General features: G+C 59.0%; 24 protein-coding genes. 18 read left to right on the forward strand and 6 right to left on the reverse strand.

Annotated elements, in window-relative coordinates; all coding sequences use genetic code 11:
- Positions 1 to 3: 3 nt before the first annotated feature.
- A complete protein-coding gene (sucC, locus tag ACN0SD_RS11990; protein ID WP_417808480.1) occupies positions 4 to 1,197 on the reverse strand; it encodes an ADP-forming succinate--CoA ligase subunit beta in 1,194 nt (397 codons plus the stop codon).
- 262 nt (positions 1,198 to 1,459) lie between these two features.
- On the opposite strand from sucC, the gene ACN0SD_RS11995 reads away from it, so the two are divergent.
- Positions 1,460 to 2,503 (forward strand): glycosyltransferase family 2 protein, encoded by a 1,044-nt coding sequence (locus ACN0SD_RS11995; protein ID WP_417808481.1) that lies wholly within the window; start codon positions 1,460 to 1,462, stop codon positions 2,501 to 2,503.
- Positions 2,504 to 2,555: 52 nt separating this feature from the next.
- Here the strand turns inward: ACN0SD_RS11995 and mdh are convergent, their stop codons facing one another.
- Positions 2,556 to 3,518 (reverse strand): malate dehydrogenase, encoded by a 963-nt coding sequence (mdh, locus tag ACN0SD_RS12000; protein WP_417808482.1) that lies wholly within the window; start codon positions 3,516 to 3,518, stop codon positions 2,556 to 2,558.
- A 252-nt stretch (positions 3,519 to 3,770) separates the two neighbouring features.
- Here mdh and ACN0SD_RS12005 point away from each other — a divergent pair, with 252 nt between their 5' ends.
- On the forward strand, positions 3,771 to 4,517 hold the full coding sequence (locus ACN0SD_RS12005) for a sulfite exporter TauE/SafE family protein (RefSeq protein WP_417808483.1): 747 nt from the start codon (positions 3,771 to 3,773) through the stop codon (positions 4,515 to 4,517).
- Here ACN0SD_RS12005 and ACN0SD_RS12010 read toward each other — a convergent pair.
- Positions 4,514 to 4,825, reverse strand: coding sequence for a hypothetical protein (locus tag ACN0SD_RS12010; protein WP_417808484.1), 312 nt, complete (start codon positions 4,823 to 4,825; stop codon positions 4,514 to 4,516). The two genes, ACN0SD_RS12005 and ACN0SD_RS12010, sit on opposite strands and share 4 nt — an antisense overlap.
- Before the next feature lie 180 nt (positions 4,826 to 5,005).
- On the opposite strand from ACN0SD_RS12010, the gene ACN0SD_RS12015 reads away from it, so the two are divergent.
- The 11 genes from ACN0SD_RS12015 to ACN0SD_RS12065 all read left to right on the forward strand — a co-directional run bounded on the left by ACN0SD_RS12015 (position 5,006) and on the right by ACN0SD_RS12065 (position 12,345).
- Positions 5,006 to 5,866 carry an HpcH/HpaI aldolase/citrate lyase family protein gene (locus ACN0SD_RS12015; RefSeq protein ID WP_417808485.1) on the forward strand — a complete coding sequence of 287 codons (861 nt, stop codon included), beginning with the start codon at positions 5,006 to 5,008 and terminating at the stop codon, positions 5,864 to 5,866.
- 12 nt (positions 5,867 to 5,878) lie between these two features.
- The gene (locus ACN0SD_RS12020) at positions 5,879 to 6,430 is read left to right on the forward strand and encodes an NnrU family protein (RefSeq protein WP_417808486.1); all 552 of its coding nucleotides are present in this window, start codon (positions 5,879 to 5,881) and stop codon (positions 6,428 to 6,430) included.
- 1 nt (position 6,431) lies between these two features.
- Entirely contained in the window at positions 6,432 to 6,635 is a 204-nt protein-coding gene (locus ACN0SD_RS12025) for a DUF1737 domain-containing protein (protein ID WP_417808487.1), read from the forward strand.
- The gene (locus ACN0SD_RS12030; RefSeq protein ID WP_417808488.1) at positions 6,635 to 7,669 is read left to right on the forward strand and encodes a MaoC family dehydratase; all 1,035 of its coding nucleotides are present in this window, start codon (positions 6,635 to 6,637) and stop codon (positions 7,667 to 7,669) included. The genes ACN0SD_RS12025 and ACN0SD_RS12030 overlap by 1 nt, the downstream gene beginning before the upstream one ends.
- Before the next feature lie 241 nt (positions 7,670 to 7,910).
- Positions 7,911 to 8,300 (forward strand): succinate dehydrogenase, cytochrome b556 subunit, encoded by a 390-nt coding sequence (gene sdhC / locus ACN0SD_RS12035; RefSeq protein ID WP_417808489.1) that lies wholly within the window; start codon positions 7,911 to 7,913, stop codon positions 8,298 to 8,300.
- Between the two features lie 12 nt (positions 8,301 to 8,312).
- Complete coding sequence (locus ACN0SD_RS12040) at positions 8,313 to 8,711, forward strand: succinate dehydrogenase, hydrophobic membrane anchor protein (RefSeq protein ID WP_417808490.1); 399 nt, start codon at positions 8,313 to 8,315, stop codon at positions 8,709 to 8,711.
- A gap of 15 nt (positions 8,712 to 8,726) precedes the next feature.
- Complete coding sequence (sdhA, locus tag ACN0SD_RS12045; protein WP_417808491.1) at positions 8,727 to 10,532, forward strand: succinate dehydrogenase flavoprotein subunit; 1,806 nt, start codon at positions 8,727 to 8,729, stop codon at positions 10,530 to 10,532.
- On the forward strand, positions 10,532 to 10,855 hold the full coding sequence (locus ACN0SD_RS12050) for a succinate dehydrogenase (RefSeq protein WP_417808492.1): 324 nt from the start codon (positions 10,532 to 10,534) through the stop codon (positions 10,853 to 10,855). Before sdhA ends, ACN0SD_RS12050 begins: the two co-directional genes overlap by 1 nt.
- Positions 10,856 to 10,864: 9 nt before the next feature.
- Positions 10,865 to 11,185 (forward strand): hypothetical protein, encoded by a 321-nt coding sequence (locus ACN0SD_RS12055; RefSeq protein ID WP_417808493.1) that lies wholly within the window; start codon positions 10,865 to 10,867, stop codon positions 11,183 to 11,185.
- 19 nt (positions 11,186 to 11,204) lie between these two features.
- Complete coding sequence (locus ACN0SD_RS12060) at positions 11,205 to 11,981, forward strand: succinate dehydrogenase iron-sulfur subunit (protein ID WP_038132583.1); 777 nt, start codon at positions 11,205 to 11,207, stop codon at positions 11,979 to 11,981.
- 187 nt (positions 11,982 to 12,168) lie between these two features.
- Positions 12,169 to 12,345, forward strand: coding sequence for a hypothetical protein (locus ACN0SD_RS12065; protein WP_417808494.1), 177 nt, complete (start codon positions 12,169 to 12,171; stop codon positions 12,343 to 12,345).
- 25 nt (positions 12,346 to 12,370) lie between these two features.
- On the opposite strand, the gene ACN0SD_RS12070 is transcribed toward ACN0SD_RS12065, so the two are convergent.
- A complete protein-coding gene (locus tag ACN0SD_RS12070; RefSeq protein ID WP_417808537.1) occupies positions 12,371 to 12,760 on the reverse strand; it encodes an ArsR/SmtB family transcription factor in 390 nt (129 codons plus the stop codon).
- 217 nt (positions 12,761 to 12,977) lie between these two features.
- On the opposite strand from ACN0SD_RS12070, the gene ACN0SD_RS12075 reads away from it, so the two are divergent.
- From ACN0SD_RS12075 to ACN0SD_RS12095, 5 genes are all read left to right on the forward strand, one after another.
- Positions 12,978 to 13,346 carry an AtpZ/AtpI family protein gene (locus tag ACN0SD_RS12075; RefSeq protein ID WP_417808495.1) on the forward strand — a complete coding sequence of 123 codons (369 nt, stop codon included), beginning with the start codon at positions 12,978 to 12,980 and terminating at the stop codon, positions 13,344 to 13,346.
- A complete protein-coding gene (locus ACN0SD_RS12080; protein ID WP_417808496.1) occupies positions 13,330 to 14,115 on the forward strand; it encodes a F0F1 ATP synthase subunit A in 786 nt (261 codons plus the stop codon). The genes ACN0SD_RS12075 and ACN0SD_RS12080 overlap by 17 nt, the downstream gene beginning before the upstream one ends.
- Before the next feature lie 63 nt (positions 14,116 to 14,178).
- Positions 14,179 to 14,415 (forward strand): F0F1 ATP synthase subunit C, encoded by a 237-nt coding sequence (locus ACN0SD_RS12085; protein ID WP_038066250.1) that lies wholly within the window; start codon positions 14,179 to 14,181, stop codon positions 14,413 to 14,415.
- Positions 14,416 to 14,506: 91 nt separating this feature from the next.
- On the forward strand, positions 14,507 to 15,076 hold the full coding sequence (locus ACN0SD_RS12090; protein ID WP_417808497.1) for a F0F1 ATP synthase subunit B': 570 nt from the start codon (positions 14,507 to 14,509) through the stop codon (positions 15,074 to 15,076).
- Between the two features lie 4 nt (positions 15,077 to 15,080).
- Positions 15,081 to 15,635: a F0F1 ATP synthase subunit B gene (locus tag ACN0SD_RS12095; protein ID WP_417808498.1), complete on the forward strand. Its 555-nt coding sequence runs from the start codon at positions 15,081 to 15,083 to the stop codon at positions 15,633 to 15,635.
- Between the two features lie 82 nt (positions 15,636 to 15,717).
- On the opposite strand, the gene ACN0SD_RS12100 is transcribed toward ACN0SD_RS12095, so the two are convergent.
- Together ACN0SD_RS12100 and ACN0SD_RS12105 are read right to left on the reverse strand one after the other, a co-directional pair.
- On the reverse strand, positions 15,718 to 16,485 hold the full coding sequence (locus tag ACN0SD_RS12100; RefSeq protein ID WP_417808499.1) for a FadR/GntR family transcriptional regulator: 768 nt from the start codon (positions 16,483 to 16,485) through the stop codon (positions 15,718 to 15,720).
- A 97-nt stretch (positions 16,486 to 16,582) separates the two neighbouring features.
- Positions 16,583 to 17,263 carry an OmpA family protein gene (locus ACN0SD_RS12105; protein WP_417808500.1) on the reverse strand — a complete coding sequence of 227 codons (681 nt, stop codon included), beginning with the start codon at positions 17,261 to 17,263 and terminating at the stop codon, positions 16,583 to 16,585.
- Positions 17,264 to 17,353 lie beyond the last annotated feature (90 nt).

Below are 17,353 nucleotides of genomic sequence, written 5' to 3' on the forward strand. Positions count from 1 at the left end.
AAATTAGCCTTTCACCGCTTTGACGATTTTCTCGGCACCGTCCGACAGGTTGTCGGCTGCGATCACGTTCAGGCCGGAATTCTTGATGATTTCCTTGCCTTTTTCGACATTCGTGCCCTCAAGGCGCACGACGAGCGGCACTTGCAGGCCGACCTCTTTCACCGCGGCGATCACGCCCTCGGCGATGATGTCGCAGCGCATGATACCGCCGAAGATGTTGACCAAGATCCCTTTGACGTTTTTGTCCGAGGTGATGATCTTGAACGCTTCGGTGACTTTTTCTTTCGTCGCGCCGCCGCCCACATCAAGGAAGTTGGCCGGTTCTGCGCCGTAGAGTTTGATGATGTCCATCGTGGCCATCGCCAGACCGGCACCGTTCACCATGCAGCCGATTTCGCCATCAAGCGCGATGTAGTTGAGGTCGTATTTCGACGCTTCGAGCTCTTTGGAATCTTCTTCGCTTTCGTCGCGCAGATTTGCGACGTCGGGCTGGCGATACATCGCGTTGCCGTCAAAGCCGACTTTGGCGTCAAGCACCTTAAGATTGCCGTCGGTCATCACGATCAGCGGGTTGATCTCAAGCTGCTCCATGTCTTTTTCCATGAAGGCTTTATAAAGCTGGCCAAGTAGCGCGACCATTTGCTTGACCTGCACGCCTTGCAGACCCAACGAGAACGCGACACGGCGACCGTGGAACGCTTGGTAGCCCGTAGCTGGGTCGATCGAGAAGCTCAGGATCTTTTCTGGGGTCGAGGCCGCGACTTCTTCGATGTCCATGCCGCCTTCGGTCGAGCACACGATCGACACGCGCGAGGACACGCGGTCCACGAGCAGCGCAAGATACAGCTCGCGCTCGATATCGGAACCGTCTTCGATATAGATACGGTTGACCTGCTTGCCCGCCGGCCCAGTCTGGTGCGTGACCAGCGTTTTGCCAAGCATCTGCTTGGCCAGCGTCGCGGCCTCCTCGACCGATTTCGCAAGGCGCACGCCGCCTTTTTCGCCCGCTTCGGGCTCTTTGAAGTGGCCTTTGCCACGTCCGCCCGCGTGAATTTGGGCTTTCACGACCCAAAGCGGGCCGTCAAGCTCGCCTGCTGCGGTTTTGGCGTCTTCGGCCCGTAGCACAACGCGGCCGTCAGAGACCGGTGCGCCATAGCTTTTGAGAAGCTGTTTGGCCTGATATTCGTGGATGTTCATCCTCAGATACCCCATGCTGGTTGCTGGTGCGATTGGCAGGGGTTCTAGGGGGTTTGTGCCGTGTAACAAACCAAAATCGCCCGGTTTGGTCGCCATGCGGGTGAAAATCCGACATTTGTGATCACGCGCTATCTGGGTGTGATCACAAATGCATATTTCCAGCCTGTGGCCTGCTTGCACTGGCGCGACTCGCGAAAATCGAGTCACCTGCGCGCGCAGTAATCGAACGGAGTATAACAGCCGTATGACGCAAGACACGCGAATGCCCAGTTGGGGTGTGGTTTCGACCGTGGATGAGCCTGCGCCCCTCGTTGCGGCCTTCGTCGCGCATCATCTGGCCGCGGGCGCGCGCGAGGTGCATGTGTTTTGCGACCGCCCCAACCCCGAGGCCGAGGCGTTGCTGGCCGATGTTGAGGGCGCGTATATTCATCATAGCGGTGAAGATGGTTGGGAACGCGGCTGGCGCAAAAAACGCCCCGCGCGCCATCAGGGCCGCCAGAAATACAATGCGACGCGTATTCTGAACGAGACCAAGCTGGATTGGCTCGTGCATTGCGACGCAGACGAATATGTCCGACTGGAACGCCCGTTGGAGTGGGAACTGGAAAAGACCGGCCCGCAAAAGGCGTGGATCCGCTTTGAGGTCGATGAGCGCTGCTTTTTGGATGAGGCACCCGGCGCGACGATCTTCGAAGGCGCGTTCCGGCGCAAATGGGACGGGTTCGAAAAAGAGGGCCTGCTGTTTTACGGCACGCGCAAACGCTTTCTCAATCGCGGCGTCGGCGGGCATGTCGCGGGCAAACCGATTGTGCGCTCGGGGCATGGCTACGCGATTGGCGTGCATTTTCCGCTGTCGCATTGGGATAGCAAGGTCAATGATCTGCCCTATCGGCCCAGCTATAACGCGCGATTGCTACATTTCGACGGGCTGACGCCGCTGCATTACATCCTCAAAATGCTGCGTCGCGCCACGACTAAGGTAAAGGGCGAACCCGTGCCCTATGTCGGGCCGCGTACCGCGCAGTTTTCCGAAGCGGCTGAGCGCGCAGATGATCCCGAAGGGCTGCGCGATCTGTGGTGGCAGGTGCAGGGCGTGCGCGATTACGAGGCGGCTGAACTAGAGGAGCACGGCTTACTCACACGCCCCAATGTGTCAATCGTGGGTGAGGTGAGCGCGTTGTTTGGCGACAAGGTTGATCTAAGCCCGGCTGCGTTTGATCGCGCCCTCATCGCGCATGAGGCCGATTTGATCGCGCGGTTGGGCGATGCGTTTGGTTTTGACCCGACGCCCTTGATGAGCGCATGAAAAAGGGCGCACCAAACGGCACGCCCCCAAACTTTTCGCGCTAAGCGGTCGCTTAGACCAGCGAGCCGTCGATTGCTTTACATGCCTCAACAAGGCCCTTCACGGCGTCGACCGATTTGTCAAACATCACTTGCTCGTCTTTATTGAGCTTGATGTCGATGACCTTTTCGATGCCGCCAGCGCCGATCACGGTCGGCACGCCGACATACATACCGTTCAGGCCAAGCGCGCCTTTGACGTAAGCGGCACAGGGCAGAACGCGTTTTTGATCTTTGAGATAGGCTTCGGCCATCTCGATTGCCGAGGTGGCGGGCGCGTAGAAGGCCGAGCCGGTTTTCAGCAGGCCAACGATTTCAGCGCCGCCATCACGGGTACGCTGGATGATCGCGTCTAGCTTTTCTTGCGTGGTCCAACCCATGTTGATCAAGTCGGGAAGCGGGATGCCACCAACGGTCGAATACCGTGCCAGCGGCACCATCGTGTCGCCGTGACCGCCCAGAACAAAAGCGGTGACGTCGCGCATCGAGACGCCGAATTCGAGGCTTAGGAAGTGACGGAAACGCGCCGAATCAAGCACGCCAGCCATGCCGACGACTTTCTCTTTCGGCAGGCCCGAGAATTGCTGCAGAGCCCAGACCATCGCATCCAGCGGGTTGGTGATGCAGATCACGAACGCATTGGGGGCATGTGCCCCGATGCCTTCGCCGACCGATTTCATCACCTTGAGGTTGATGCCCAACAGGTCGTCGCGGCTCATGCCCGGCTTGCGCGGCACGCCAGCGGTCACGATGCACACATCTGCGCCAGCGATATCGGCATAATCGGTGGTGCCTTTGAGCGAGGCGTCAAAGCCCTCGGCGGGACCGGATTCCGCGATGTCGAGCGCTTTGCCCTGCGGCGTGCCTTCGGCGATGTCGAACAGAACAACGTCACCGAGTTCTTTGATGGCTGCGAGATGAGCGAGCGTGCCGCCGATCTGGCCTGCGCCGATAAGCGCGATTTTGGGTCTGGCCATTTGGTCCTCCGAGTGGATGGAATGGAAAAATCTGACGCCGTTGACCTAGCCCTTTGACTGCCCGAGGGCAAGGGTTCTGCGCTGCGGCGCGGCAGTGGGGCGCGAAATGTATGCAATCGTATGCAAAAATTGCGGGAGTTCGGGACGTGCGCAAGCGCTGTGCATCGTGCGCGGTTCCCAATCGGGCAGGCGCGTGGCATTTAGGGTCAACGCAGCACGGCGCGGTGATTCTTTTCAGGGTTTTGACGGCTTATGCTCGAACTGGGCACATGGGGATGGGCGCTTGCGCTATTCGCGGCGGTGATGGTCGGGCTGTCCAAGGGCGGTATCCCGATGGCGGCCTCAATCTCGGTTCCGGTGCTGGCGGTGGTGATGAACCCGGTCGAGGCGGCTGGCTTGCTGCTGCCTGTCTATATTATCGCTGACATGTTCGGGCTTTGGGCCTATCGCAAGGAGTTCGATAAACGCGTCTTGCTGATCATGATTCCGGCCACAACCCTCGGCATCGGGATCGGCTGGGCCACCGCGGAAATCGTGCCCGAACGCTATGTGACGTTGTTGGTGGGCGTTATCGGCGTGGTGTTTTCACTCAACGCGCTGCTGCGCCACAGGATGGGCGCGCGCCAAGAGGCCAAGGTCGCGCCGGGTCTGTTCTGGGGCACAATCGCGGGGTTCACCAGCTTTGTCAGCCATTCCGGCGCGCCGCCGTTTCAAACCTATGCGATCCCGCTGAACCTGCCAAAGCAGGTCTTTGCAGGCACGGCGACAGTGCTGTTTTCCTATGTGAACCTTGCCAAGCTTGGCCCTTATATCGCGCTGGGTGAGGTGAACTGGCACAGCCTTGGCACGGCGCTTATCTTGGCAGTTCCGGCCTCGGTCTCGGTGTTCGTGGGGGTGTGGCTGGTGAAACGGATGCCAACGGCGGTTTTCTATAAAATCGTGATCTGGGCGCTGTTGCTGATCTCGCTGAAACTGGTGCAGCAATCGCTATTTGCCTAAGTTGGCGCGCCCTTTGCAGGCAGGCTGTCGCGCACCGCTTCAAATGCCTCGCCCGAGGCGATCAGACAGCTTAGCCCCGAGGCTTGGGTTACAAGAATTGTCCAACTGCCGGAATCTGCGGCAAAAACCTCTAGCACCGAATTGTTTGCCGCCAGTGCCACCGCACGCCGGGTTTCAGAATATCGGGTGTGTAACTGGGCGATCAGGTCATCACGCGGCGCACAGGTGGCTTCTTGCGCAAAGCTGCGCCCGCCGAGAAAAATCAGCGCGACAAAACCAAAGGACAGGGCGATCATCTTGTGTAGCATGGCGCAAACCTTTCGCGACAACGTGGCCCCAGCCTGCCGCCAAAGATGCGAAAATAAGGTTAACCGGGCGCCCATCGCCCGTTTGCAGCGGCGATTTTCTGCGACGCGGCAAATCTGGGCTTGCCGATTCTGTCCGGAATGTGCGATCTGGCGAAAGAAAATTGCGAGATGGAGAATCAAATGACCCACCCGACCCGTTCCGTCCTTTATATCCCCGGCTCGAAAGAGCGTGCGCTGGAAAAGGCCACGGGACTGGCCTGTGATGCGATCATCTTCGATCTCGAAGATGCGGTGGCGATTGACGAAAAGGTCAATGCGCGGGCGCTATTGGCGAAAACGCTAAGCGAGGCCGATTACGGCGCGCGGTTGAAAATTGTGCGGGTGAACGGGCTGGATAGCGCCTGGGGGCGCGAAGATGTGCTGGCTTTTGCCGATGCGATCCGCGCGGGGGCCAAGGTTGACGCGATCCTGATCCCCAAGGTCTCAACCCCTGCTGACATTGATGCGGTGGCCGATCTGATTCAGGGCGTGCCGCTTTGGGCGATGATGGAAACCGCGCTGGGGATGCTGAATGCTGGGGCAATCGCTGCGCATCCGCGTCTTGCAGGCATGGTAATGGGCACCAATGATCTGGCCAAGGAGCTGGGCAGCCGCTTTCGCGCAGATCGTTTGCCGATGCAGGCGGGGCTGGGCCTGTGTCTGCTGGCGGCGAAAGCGCATGGCAAGATCATCGTCGATGGTGTTTACAACGCGTTCAAGGATGACGAGGGTCTCAAATTCGAATGCGATCAGGGCCGCGACATGGGCTTTGATGGCAAAACGCTGATCCATCCGGCGCAATTGGCGGTCTGCAACGCCGCCTTTGCCCCGTCCGAGGAAGAAATCGACCTTGCGCAGCGCCAGATCGCGGCCTTCGAGGCCGCCGAGGCTGCAGGGCAGGGCGTGGCCGTTGTGGATGGTAAGATCGTGGAAAATCTGCATATCGTGACCGCGCGGCAGGTCTTGGCGAAAGCACAGGCAATTGCCGCGCTAGGCAGCTAAAGGGCTAACACAATGGCATTACTAATTCTCGGCGTCCTTATGTGGTCGCTTGCACATCTTGCAAAACGGCTGTTTCCGGGCTTCCGACGCGCCATGAAAGGGGCCGAGCGCCCGATGGTGACGGCGCTGGTTCTGCTCAGTCTTGTGCTGATGTTCGTTGGCTGGCGCGGCAGCGATCCGGTCTTTTATCTCTGGACGCCCAACGCGGCGCTCAAAGGCATCAACAACCTGCTGATGATCTTTGCGGTGTATCTGTTTGCGGTCTCGGGGATGAAGCTGTGGTTGAGCGGCAAGATCCGCCATCCGCAACTTACGGGTGTGAAAACTTGGGCGCTTGCGCATTTGCTGGTCAATCCGACCCTGCCGGGGATCATCCTGTTCGGCGGGCTGCTGGCTTGGGCGGTGCTTGAGGTGATCTTGATCAACAAGCAAAGCAAGCCGGCCATGCCCCATCCGCAGGTCAATATCGGCAAAGAAATCGGCGGGATCGTTGGCACGCTGGTGCTGTATGGCGTGATTGCGTGGATCCATATCTGGTTCGGCTACAACCCATTTGGTGCGTGATATGAAACTCTATCGCCTGCTCACCGAGGACGACACCTCGGCCTTTTGTCACAAGGTCTCTCTGGTCCTGTCCAAGGGCTGGGAGCTCTACGGCGATCCGCAATATGCCTTTGATGGCGCGCGCGGTGTGATGCGTTGTGCGCAGGCGGTGACAAAGGAAATCGACGGGGACTATCACCCCGACATGAAGCTGGGAGAGCAATGATGGACAAGACCAATCCGGGCCGTTTCTTTGAGGATTACGCGGTTGGCGAAGTGATCCGTCACGCCGTGCCGCGCACCGTCGCGGAGGGCGAGCGCGCGCTTTACCATGCGCTCTATCCGGCGCGGCACGCGCTCTATTCCAGTGATGAATTTGCCGCTAATTGCGGGCTGGAGGGCGCGCCGCTCGATGATCTGATCGCCTTTCATGTGGTGTTTGGCAAAACCGTGCCGGATGTTTCGCTCAACGCCGTGGCAAATCTTGGTTACGCGCAGGGGCGCTGGCTAAAGCCGGTCTATGCCGGTGATACGTTGCGATCAGAGTCACAGGTGATCGGGGTCAAGCAGAACTCGAACGGCAAATCGGGCGTCGTCTATGTGCGCACGCGCGGGTTCAATCAGGTTGATGAGATCGTGCTGGACTATGTGCGTTGGGTGATGGTGCGCAAACGCGATTTTGACGCGCCTGCGCCCGAAACGGTGCTGCCCGATCTTGCGCCAGTTGTGGCGGCAGAGGATCTGGTGATCCCAGACGGGCTGACTTTCGACGATTACGATTTTGGCCTTGCCGGCGAGTCCCATCGCTTGGGCGATTACGAGATCGGCGAAAAGATCGACCATGTGGATGGCGTCACGATTGAGCAAGCCGAGCACATGATCGCTACACGCCTGTGGCAGAACACCGCCAAGGTGCATTTCGACGCGACCTTCCGCGAGGATGGCCAGCGGCTGATCTATGGCGGGCATGTCATCAGCATGGCGCGGGCGCTGTCGTTCAACGGGCTGGCCAATGCGCAGATGATCGTGGCGCTGAACAGTGGCGCCCATGCCAATCCGTGTTTCGCGGGCGACACGATCAAGGCGTGGTCCGAGGTGCTTGATAAGGTCGAAACCGATACGCCGGGCGTGGGGGCGATCCGGCTGCGGTTGGTGGCCACCAAACAAGGCGCGGCGGCGTTTGCATATAAGGGCGAAGACGACAAATACGACCCCGAGGTGCTGCTTGATCTCGACTATTGGGCCTTGATGCCGCTCTAGGTGGCGGCGTGGCCGGACTCGTGGCGCGACTCGCGCTGCGAGCGGTAACATGTGATCACGCTCTAAAAATTTGTGATCACAAAATTAATTTTTCACGCCTGTTTGACGGGAATCCGTCGATTTTACGCGTCTGCCCTCGTGACTCCGGTGAAAATTGCGTTACACCAGATTGAATTCCGGCCAGCCTCGCCGCACGGGTGTTATCGTGCGTGGCACGTGGCGCAGCACGAAGGGACCAAACATGGCAGAAGCGAAACCGGTTGAACGCCCGCTTTCCCCCCATCTCCAGATTTACCGCCCGCAAATGACCTCGATGTCCTCGATCCTGACGCGGATCACCGGCAACGGAATCATCGTCGGGGTTCTCCTGCTTGCGTGGTGGCTGCTCGCCGCTGTCACAAGCCCGGACTATTTCAACTTCGTCAACGCGATCGCGACCTCGTGGTTCGGCGATCTGGTGTTCACGCTGTCGCTGCTGGGCGTCTGGTATCACTACCTTGCGGGTATCCGGCACCTGATCTGGGACAGCGCCAAGATGATGGATATCAAGACAGCCGAGATGCTGGGCTGGATCTGCGTCATCGGTTCGGTCGTGCTGACCGCGCTTACCCTTATCATCATTCATCTATAACGGAGGCTCGAGATGCGTTACCTCACTGATCGCAAACGCGCCGTTGGCAAAGGCGCCTCAGGCACCGGCACCGAACATCACTGGTGGATGTCGGCCTCGGCCGTGGCACTGGCCTTCATGATCCCGACCTGGCTTTACATCGTGGGCACGACCCTTGGGATGGACCGGCAATCGGTGATCGCCACCTTCGCACAGCCCTTTCCGGCTATCCTGACCGCACTGGTCGTGATCGTCGGTATGCGCCACTTCGCAAAAGGCACCGAAGTCTGGATCGAGGATTACCTGCGGGGCACCGCCGCCAAGGGTGCCATAATCGCCATGCATTCGCTCGCCTACGTAATTATGGCGACGGTGCTATATGCCCTCGGCAAGATGGTCTTTATCGGCCTTTTGCCGGGCGCGAACGGATAAGTCAGGACAAGACGAATGGCAGCTTACGAATACGAGACGCATAATTACGATGTCGTGGTGGTGGGTGCTGGCGGCTCTGGCCTGCGTGCGACCCTTGGTATGGCCGAACAGGGCCTGCGCACCGCCTGCGTGACCAAAGTGTTCCCGACCCGCTCGCATACTGTGGCCGCGCAAGGGGGCATCGCTGCCTCTCTGGGCAATATGGGCCCCGATAGCTGGCAGTGGCACATGTATGACACGATCAAGGGCTCTGACTGGCTGGGCGACAATGACGCGATGGAATACCTCGCGCGTGAAGCCCCCAAGGCGGTTTACGAGCTGGAACATTACGGCGTGCCGTTCTCGCGCACCGAAGAGGGCAAGATCTATCAGCGCCCGTTTGGCGGCCACACCACCGAATACGGCGAAGGCCCGCCCGTGCAACGCACCTGTGCGGCTGCTGACCGCACCGGCCACGCGATCTTGCACACGCTTTACGGTCAGTCGCTCAAGCATAACGCCGAATTCTACATCGAGTATTTCGCAATCGACCTGATCATGTCTGATGACGGGGAATGTCAGGGCGTGCTCTGCTGGAAGCTCGACGATGGCACTATGCATGTCTTTAACGCCAAGATGGTCGTGCTGGCGACGGGCGGCTACGGTCGCGCGTTCTTCTCGGCGACCTCGGCGCATACTTGCACCGGCGATGGCGGTGGTATGGTGGCGCGCGCCGGTCTTGCGTTGCAGGATATGGAATTCGTGCAGTTCCACCCGACCGGCATCTACGGTTCGGGCTGTCTGATTACTGAGGGCGCGCGCGGCGAAGGGGGCTATCTGACCAACTCCGAAGGCGAGCGCTTTATGGAGCGTTATGCGCCGACCTACAAAGACCTCGCCTCGCGAGACGTGGTGTCGCGCTGTATTACGCTGGAAATCCGCGAAGGTCGCGGCGTGGGCGAGCACAAGGACCACATGTTCCTGAACCTCAGCCACCTGCCGCCCGAGGCACTGAATGAGCGCCTGCCGGGGATCTCGGAAAGCGCCAAGATCTTTGCTGGCGTCGATGTGACCAAAGAGCCGATCCCGGTTCTGCCGACCGTGCACTACAACATGGGCGGTATCCCGACGAACTATCATGGCGAGGTGATCAACCCCACCGCTGATAACCCCGATGCAATTGTCCCGGGCCTGATGGCTGTAGGTGAGGCTGGCTCAGCCTCGGTGCATGGGGCGAACCGTCTGGGCTCAAACTCGCTGATCGACCTTGTCGTGTTTGGTCGCGCTGCTGCCATTCGGGCCGGTCAGATCATCGACCCCGAGACCGAAAACCGTGCGATCCCGAAAGCCAAAATCGACGCCGTGTTCGACCGGTTCGACAAGATCCGCTACGCCGATGGGGGCATCTCGACCGCCGACCTGCGCCTTGAGATGCAAAAGACGATGCAATCTGATGCTGCCGTCTTCCGCACCGATAAATCGCTTGCCGAAGGGGTCGAGAAGATGACGGCGATTGCCGCCAAACTCGAAGACGTCAAGGTTACGGATCGCTCGCTGATCTGGAACTCGGACCTGATGGAAACGCTCGAACTGGAAAACCTGATGCCCAACGCCTTGGCGACTATCGTCGGGGCCGAGGCGCGCAAGGAATCCCGTGGTGCGCACGCCCACGAGGACTATCCCGATCGCAACGATAAGGAATGGCGCAAGCACTCGATCATGCATCTGGATGGCAATAAGGTCGATCTGACCTACCGCCCCGTCCATATGGACCCGCTGACGCCGCAAGATCAGGGCGGCATTGATCTCAAAAAGATCGCGCCCAAGAAGCGGGTCTATTGATGCGCGCGTTTTTGTCCATTGTGGCGCTGACCGGGCTTTGCGCCTGCCAAATGAGCGCGCCGCTTCAGCAATCCGCTGAAGAGGCCGCTCGCGGGCAAGCCAAGACGGTGGTCAACACAGTCGTTGAAAGCAAGATGCCGGGGCTGAATGCCGCTCCGGTGACTGACTGCATCATCGACAATGCCACGATGGATGAAGTGTTCACAATCGCCAAGGCTGCGGTGACGGGGATTGACGACAGCACGGTCTCGACCGTGATGGATATCGCCAAACGCCCCGATACCGTGACCTGCATCGCCAAGAACAAGTTCGGGCTGAACTAGGGGATGCGCATGGGTCGGACAGATCAGAAAAGCGGATCGGCGGCCCCTTTGGGGCGCACGATGGCTGTGCTGGCCCTACCGCTGGTTGTTTCGGCCTGTGCCCCTGTGCCTGTCGAGACGGCAGAACGCCAGTGCTACACGCAATATGCCCCGAAGGCGCCGATCAGCGGCGAGGGGCGCATGGGCGCCACCACCGACGGTGCCTACACCAAGATGGAGCTTCAGCTCAATCTTGGTGGGACGGCTCAGGGCGACGCCTCAGCCGCCTATGACGCCTGTGTCTATCGCAAATCCGGCCGCATGCCCACGCGACCGCTCTATTCGTATTGACGGAAAAAGGGGGACCGAAATGGTTCAGTTCACGCTTCCGAAGAATTCCAAAATCCGCGTTGGCAAGACATGGCCGAAGCCGGATGGCAAGAATATCCGAAAGTTCCAGATTTATCGCTGGGATCCGGACACCGGGGAGAACCCACGTCTGGACACCTATTTTCTGGACATGGACAAATGCGGTCCGATGGTTCTGGACGCGCTGATCAAGATCAAAAATGAGATCGACCCGACACTGACCTTCCGCCGCTCGTGCCGCGAGGGGATCTGCGGGTCCTGCGCGATGAATATCGGCGGCATCAACACGCTGGCCTGTATTTACGGGCTGGATGAGGTGAAGGGCGATGTCAAAATCTACCCGCTGCCGCATATGCCGGTGGTCAAGGATTTGATCCCCGATCTGACCCATTTCTACGCTCAGCATGCCTCGATCATGCCGTGGCTGGAAACCAAGACCAACCGTCCCGAAAAGGAATGGCGTCAGTCGATCGAAGACCGCAAAAAACTGGATGGTCTGTATGAATGCGTGATGTGCGCGTCCTGCTCGACCTCTTGCCCGAGCTACTGGTGGAATGGCGATAAATACCTCGGCCCAGCAGCCCTGCTGCACGCGTATCGCTGGATCATCGACTCGCGCGATGAGGCCACCGCCGAGCGTCTTGATCAGCTTGAAGACCCCTTCAAACTGTATCGCTGCCACACCATCATGAACTGCACCAAGACCTGCCCGAAGGGTCTGAACCCGGCGAAATCCATCGCCGAGATCAAGAAAATGATGGTCAGCCGCACGGTTTGATCGCCCTAGATCATGGGGGGCGGGAATTCACCCGCTACAATATCTAACAAACAGGGTGGCTTAGGCCGCCCTTTTTGCTGCATTGCAGCAAATGCATATCGCAGTTGCAGCATTGGGCACTGTGCAAAGCCAAAAACCTCCTTAAGTTACTGCGCAGGGAGGAACTCGAGCAAAAAAGAGAGTTCCCATGACGAGCATCGTAAACTTCCCTAAGGGCAAGCAAGTTACGACCGAGGCCGACGAACATTTGGCCTATTACACGCCCGAAGCCCGCGTTCAGGCCACCAAACCCGAAGTAAAAGCACCCGATATCACCGGGCTCGAGGCGTTGGACCTGATGTATGAGTATTATAACGCCGCCTGAGCGGCCCGCAGATCGCCCGCGTTTTCTATCGTGGCGAACCTGACCCCGGCATCGCGTCCGGGGTCTCTTTTTGCGTATCGCTCGGCGCGTTTAGCTCAGTTTCCAAAAATCGCTCGAACGCGTCAAAATCCAGCGGCTCGAACTGCCCAAATCCTTGTATCCAGATGATCGCCTCTTGCATGGACAGCGGTTCCAGCTTGCACCACTTCACGCGCCCGCGTTTTTCCTGCGAAATCAAACCGGCTTCTGCCAGAATCCCTAAATGCTTGGAAATCGCCGCCAGCGATATTTCGAACGGCTCGGCGACATCGGTGACAGCCATGTCATCTTCAAGCAACATCGTCAGTATCGCCCGCCGCGTCGGATCTGACAGGGCGGCAAAAATCGCGTCGAGTGAGGGGCGGGCAGGGGGCATCATAGCCATCTGATGGCGCGCGCCGTTTGAAACGTCAACCGATTGGTTGAATATGCTGTAGCTCGCATTTGCGTGAACTCCGCGTCGCCATGAATCCACGCAAATTAAAAATGTCTTGTGAAAACAGTGTGTTAATCGCTCCTTCAGCGGGGTTTAACGCGATTGACTCAGGCGCGGGCGGCGGCTATCAAACTTGCAAGTTTAGCGGGGTCACTCCATGTCCGATCTCCCCCCAGACGAGCCAGATCCGAAGCGCCTTGCCGCGCTAGAGAAAAAGCTTGCTGCGGTGAGAAAGGCACAAGAGCCGCCCCCGCAAAGGGTCGATCACCACTTAAGTCAGGCCAATATGGCGTGGCGCATGGTGATCGAGATGGTTTCGGGGCTGGGTATCGGCTTCGGCATCGGATTGGGGCTGGATGCGCTGTTTGGCACGATGCCCCTGTTCATGGTGCTGTTTACGATGCTGGGTTTCGCGGCGGGCGTGAAGGTAATGTTGCGCTCTGCCAAAGAGATGAACGAAGACCGTGCTGCCGAGCAGGCTGAGACGCTATCGGTAGCTGATGAAGAGGATGACAGACGTGACTGATGTGCCGCAGGATGTCCACAATGAGCTGGTGTTTCACCCGATGGACCAGTTCATCGTCAGGCCGCTCTTTGGGGATGGCCCCGTGCATTGGTATACGCCCACCAACGTGACGCTTTGGCTTGCGGTCACTGTGGCTGCGATCTTCTTTATGATGGTGATCGGCACACGTGGTCGCGCGGTCATCCCGAGCCGTGCGCAGTCCATCGCGGAGTTGGCCTACGGGTTTATCCACAAGATGGTCGAGGATGTCACGGGTAAGGATGGGCTCAAGTTCTTCCCCTATATCTTCACGCTGTTCCTGTTCATCGTGTTCTCGAACTTCCTTGGCCTGCTGCCGCGCGCCTTCACCACCACCTCGCATATCGCCGTGACCGGCGTGCTGGCGTTGCTGGTTTTCGTGACGGTCACCGTGGTTGGCTTTGTCAAGCATGGCGCGGGTTTTCTGGGGCTGTTCTGGGTTGCTTCGGCGCCGCTGGCGCTGCGTCCAATCCTCGCCCTGATCGAGGTGATTTCCTACTTCGTACGCCCCGTTAGCCATTCCATTCGTCTTGCGGGCAACATGATGGCGGGACACGCCGTTATGAAAGTGTTCGCCGCCTTTGCGCCGCTGATCCTGTTTTCAGGTGTCGGCATCGCGGTGACGCCGCTCTCAATCGTCGCGATTGCTGCTATGTACGGGCTCGAAGTTCTCGTGGCCTTTATTCAGGCCTATGTCTTTACGATCCTTACCTGCGTCTATCTGAAAGACGCGCTTCACCCGGCACACTAACGGGATAACGGATCACACGGTTCACAACTAATCTGCCAATTCCAACCTCAAGGAGTGACGAACATGGAAGGCGATATCGTTCAAATGGGTGCTTACATCGGCGCTGGTCTGGCCTGTATGGGTATGGGCGGCTCGGCCATCGGTGTGGGTAATGTTGCCGGCAATTTCCTGTCGGGCGCATTGCGCAACCCCTCGGCCGCCGCTGGCCAAACCGCGACGCTGTTCATCGGCATCGCATTCGCAGAAGCTCTGGGGATCTTCTCGTTCCTCGTCGCTCTGCTGCTGATGTTCGCCGTCTAATCCGGCACTCCTTTCCTTGAGGCGGGTGGGCCCATCCGGGGCCCATCCCGTGACCTTTCAGGGAAACCGTGTAGCAGGGTCGAGGGACGACATGGCAAGCGAAACGCACGACATGGCGAGCGCAGCCGCAAGCGGGCTGCCAGGCGCTGAGCAAATGCATACCGCCGACGCCGGTGGCATGCCGCAGCTTGACTTCGGGAGTTTCCCGAACCAGATCTTCTGGCTTATGGTTGCCCTTGCGGTGATCTACTGGTTGCTGTCGCGCATTGCGCTGCCCCGCATTGCGGGCGTGCTGGGCGATCGTCAAGGCACGATTGCCGGCGACATTGCCGCTGCTGAAGATTTCAAGCGCAAAGCCGAAGAGGCTGAGGCCGCCTATGAAAAGGCACTGGCCGAGGCACGCGCAAATGCGCAAAAGATTGCTGGCGAGACCAAGGCCGAGATTCAGAAAGATCTCGACGCGGCTATCGTCAAAGCCGATGCCGAGATTGCCGCACGCTCTGCGGAATCGGAAAAGCGCATCACGGATATTCGCGACGGTGCGCTGGCCGCGATTGACGAGGTCGCCAAGGATACCGCTGGCGAGATCGTCGCGGCGCTGGGTGGCAAGCCCGATAAGAGCGCTGTGAACGGCGCTGTTGATGCGCGGATGAAAGGGTAAGAAGATGAAAAAACTCTCACTTCTGTTCCTGATAGCTGCGCAGCCTGCCTTTGCTGCAACAGGTCCGTTCTTCTCGCTCTGGAACACCAACTTCATCGTGATGTTGGCCTTCCTGCTGTTCGTTGGGATTGTGCTCTATGCAAAGGTTCCGGGAACGCTGGGCAAGATGCTCGACAAGCGTTCGGGTAATATCCGCTCGGATCTCGACGAGGCTCGCCGTTTGCGCGAAGAGGCGCAATCGGTTCTGGCCAGCTACGAGCGCAAGTCCCGCGAAGTGCAGACTCAGGCCGATCAGATCATTGCGGCTGCCAAGCGCGACGCCGAGGCGATGGCCGAAAAAGCCAAGGAAGACCTGCAAGTCTCAATCGCGCGTCGTTTGAAAGCGGCCGAAGAGCAAATCGCATCTGCCGAGGCGCAGGCCGTGCGCGACGTTAAGCATCGCGCCGTTTCGGTGGCCGTGGCCGCTGCAGGCGATGTGCTTGCCAAGCAGTTCACCGCCAAGGATCGCGCCGCGCTGATCGACGCATCGCTAGGCGAAGTGGAACGCCGCTTCAACTAGGTCGCTGGCTTTCCTTTAGAATAGAGAACCCCGGTCCATGTGGCCGGGGTTCTCTATTTCGAGGTGTTCAAAAGGGGCGACGCTATAGGTCACCGTTATGCGACAGGCGCAAACGCGCGGTAGCTTCGTTGCGCTCTGCCCGGCCCATTGCGGTCATCTCGTGATCGACGAAATCCATGTGCCCCGCCACGGCCGCGCGTGCCGCGACCGGATCGCGCAGCTGAATCGCGGCGTTCATCGCACGGTGTTGTTCCAGCAAGCGCCCGCGCGTCGTGCGATTGCGGAACATGATCGCCCGATTGTAAAACACGCCCTCGGCCAGCAAATCAAACATCGCGCGCATCATGTGGATCATGACGACGTTGTGGCTGGCCTCAATGATAGCCATGTGAAACTGCGCATCCAGCTGGGCTTCTTCGGTTGGGTTGCGCTTTGCATGCGCGGCTTCCATCTGCGCAAACAGCGTATCGACGACTTTCAGATCGGTGTCAGACCCATAAATCGCCGCCCGCTCCGCGGCCAAGCCCTCCAGATCGCGGCGAAATGAGATGTAGTCAAACAGGGCTTGTTCATTGCTCGAAAAGAGCCGGATCAAAGCGGGCGAAAAAGCCGAACCCAGTACGTCGGCTACAAAGATGCCCGAGCCTGCTTTGGTGCATAACAGCCCGGCGCCCTGCAACTCGGCGACAGCCTCTCGCAGGCTGGGGCGCGAGACGCCAAGGCGCTCGGATAATTCACGCTCAGAGGGCAGCCGCTCGCCGGGGCGCAAAATCCCCTGCAAGATAAGATCCTCGATCTGGCGCACAACGGCACTCGCAAGCTTCTCAGATTCAATCTTTTGAAACGGCATGGCTCCTCCCGACTGGTCAAGATATATGACCGCGTCTCGGGCCAGACAACGTAAAAAGGCCGGGTCTCCCCGGCCTCATCAAGCGCTTACGCAGCAATCAGTTGTTCGGGCGAATGATAAACTCGACCCGACGGTTGGCCTGACGCCCCTCGGCAGTGAGGTTGGAAGCGATCGGATCACTCTCACCGCGCCCGCTGGTAATGATGCGGTAATTGGGCACTCCGCCCGCTTCAAGGACAGACGCGACCGAACGCGCGCGCTGCCGCGAAAGGTTCATGTTGTAGGCCGCATCGCCGGTATTGTCGGTATGCCCGACGACTTCGACAGTGGTGTCGGGGTAGCGGTTGAGGCTGCCTGCAAGCGTGTAAAGATCGCGCTGCAGATCGGGGCGCAGGCTCGAGCTGTCAGTCGCGAACAGCACGTCTTGCGGCATTGTCACGATCAGCTGATTCCCCGACCGCACGACGCTAACGCCATTGGTGGTGAGGTCGCGGCGCAATTCTTGCGCTTGCCGATCCATCTGATTGCCGATGGCCCCGCCAATGAGTCCTCCAACGACTGCGCCAGCGGCAGCCTTCGTGAGCTTTTCGTCGCCACGGCTGGTCGCTCCGATAGCGCCGCCAATCAATGCGCCCGTGACTGCACCCGTGTTGCGATTAACGTTCGGGTTTTGATCGTAGCTGTTCGCGTCAGGGTAACCGCTGGGCACACAGGCCGCCAATGAGATCGCTGCGCCTGCGCCTAACAGAATGGTCTTGGTCTTAAGATATGTGATCATGTTGCTCGTCTGCCTTGTCTTGCGCCCCATGGTGCAGGGCTTGACCATGATTTAACGCAGAAAGCGCAGTCGGGTTCCATCGAGATTTCA

Origin of the sequence: Thioclava sp. (genome assembly GCF_048263065.1) — a bacterium.
GTDB lineage: Bacteria > Pseudomonadota > Alphaproteobacteria > Rhodobacterales > Rhodobacteraceae > Thioclava.

Bases quoted from the DNA above. Each gene is read 5' to 3' on its own strand.
- ACN0SD_RS12015 (WP_417808485.1), top strand. From the start codon at position 5,006: ATGACCCACCCGACCCGTTCCGTCCTTTATATCCCCGGCTCGAAAGAG.
- ACN0SD_RS12040 (WP_417808490.1), top strand. From the start codon at position 8,313: ATGCGTTACCTCACTGATCGCAAACGCGCCGTTGGCAAAGGCGCCTCA.
- sdhA (WP_417808491.1), top strand. From the start codon at position 8,727: ATGGCAGCTTACGAATACGAGACGCATAATTACGATGTCGTGGTGGTG.
- ACN0SD_RS12050 (WP_417808492.1), top strand. From the start codon at position 10,532: ATGCGCGCGTTTTTGTCCATTGTGGCGCTGACCGGGCTTTGCGCCTGC.
- ACN0SD_RS12025 (WP_417808487.1), top strand. From the start codon at position 6,432: ATGAAACTCTATCGCCTGCTCACCGAGGACGACACCTCGGCCTTTTGT.
- sdhC (WP_417808489.1), top strand. From the start codon at position 7,911: ATGGCAGAAGCGAAACCGGTTGAACGCCCGCTTTCCCCCCATCTCCAG.
- ACN0SD_RS12105 (WP_417808500.1), bottom strand. From the start codon at position 17,263: ATGATCACATATCTTAAGACCAAGACCATTCTGTTAGGCGCAGGCGCA.
- ACN0SD_RS12020 (WP_417808486.1), top strand. From the start codon at position 5,879: ATGGCATTACTAATTCTCGGCGTCCTTATGTGGTCGCTTGCACATCTT.
- ACN0SD_RS12095 (WP_417808498.1), top strand. From the start codon at position 15,081: ATGAAAAAACTCTCACTTCTGTTCCTGATAGCTGCGCAGCCTGCCTTT.
- ACN0SD_RS12005 (WP_417808483.1), top strand. From the start codon at position 3,771: ATGCTCGAACTGGGCACATGGGGATGGGCGCTTGCGCTATTCGCGGCG.
- ACN0SD_RS12090 (WP_417808497.1), top strand. From the start codon at position 14,507: ATGGCAAGCGAAACGCACGACATGGCGAGCGCAGCCGCAAGCGGGCTG.
- ACN0SD_RS12030 (WP_417808488.1), top strand. From the start codon at position 6,635: ATGGACAAGACCAATCCGGGCCGTTTCTTTGAGGATTACGCGGTTGGC.
- ACN0SD_RS12100 (WP_417808499.1), bottom strand. From the start codon at position 16,485: ATGCCGTTTCAAAAGATTGAATCTGAGAAGCTTGCGAGTGCCGTTGTG.
- ACN0SD_RS12055 (WP_417808493.1), top strand. From the start codon at position 10,865: ATGGGTCGGACAGATCAGAAAAGCGGATCGGCGGCCCCTTTGGGGCGC.
- ACN0SD_RS11995 (WP_417808481.1), top strand. From the start codon at position 1,460: ATGCCCAGTTGGGGTGTGGTTTCGACCGTGGATGAGCCTGCGCCCCTC.
- mdh (WP_417808482.1), bottom strand. From the start codon at position 3,518: ATGGCCAGACCCAAAATCGCGCTTATCGGCGCAGGCCAGATCGGCGGC.
- ACN0SD_RS12085 (WP_038066250.1), top strand. From the start codon at position 14,179: ATGGAAGGCGATATCGTTCAAATGGGTGCTTACATCGGCGCTGGTCTG.
- sucC (WP_417808480.1), bottom strand. From the start codon at position 1,197: ATGAACATCCACGAATATCAGGCCAAACAGCTTCTCAAAAGCTATGGC.
- ACN0SD_RS12010 (WP_417808484.1), bottom strand. From the start codon at position 4,825: ATGCTACACAAGATGATCGCCCTGTCCTTTGGTTTTGTCGCGCTGATT.
- ACN0SD_RS12070 (WP_417808537.1), bottom strand. From the start codon at position 12,760: ATGCCCCCTGCCCGCCCCTCACTCGACGCGATTTTTGCCGCCCTGTCA.
- ACN0SD_RS12065 (WP_417808494.1), top strand. From the start codon at position 12,169: ATGACGAGCATCGTAAACTTCCCTAAGGGCAAGCAAGTTACGACCGAG.
- ACN0SD_RS12075 (WP_417808495.1), top strand. From the start codon at position 12,978: ATGTCCGATCTCCCCCCAGACGAGCCAGATCCGAAGCGCCTTGCCGCG.
- ACN0SD_RS12060 (WP_038132583.1), top strand. From the start codon at position 11,205: ATGGTTCAGTTCACGCTTCCGAAGAATTCCAAAATCCGCGTTGGCAAG.
- ACN0SD_RS12080 (WP_417808496.1), top strand. From the start codon at position 13,330: ATGACAGACGTGACTGATGTGCCGCAGGATGTCCACAATGAGCTGGTG.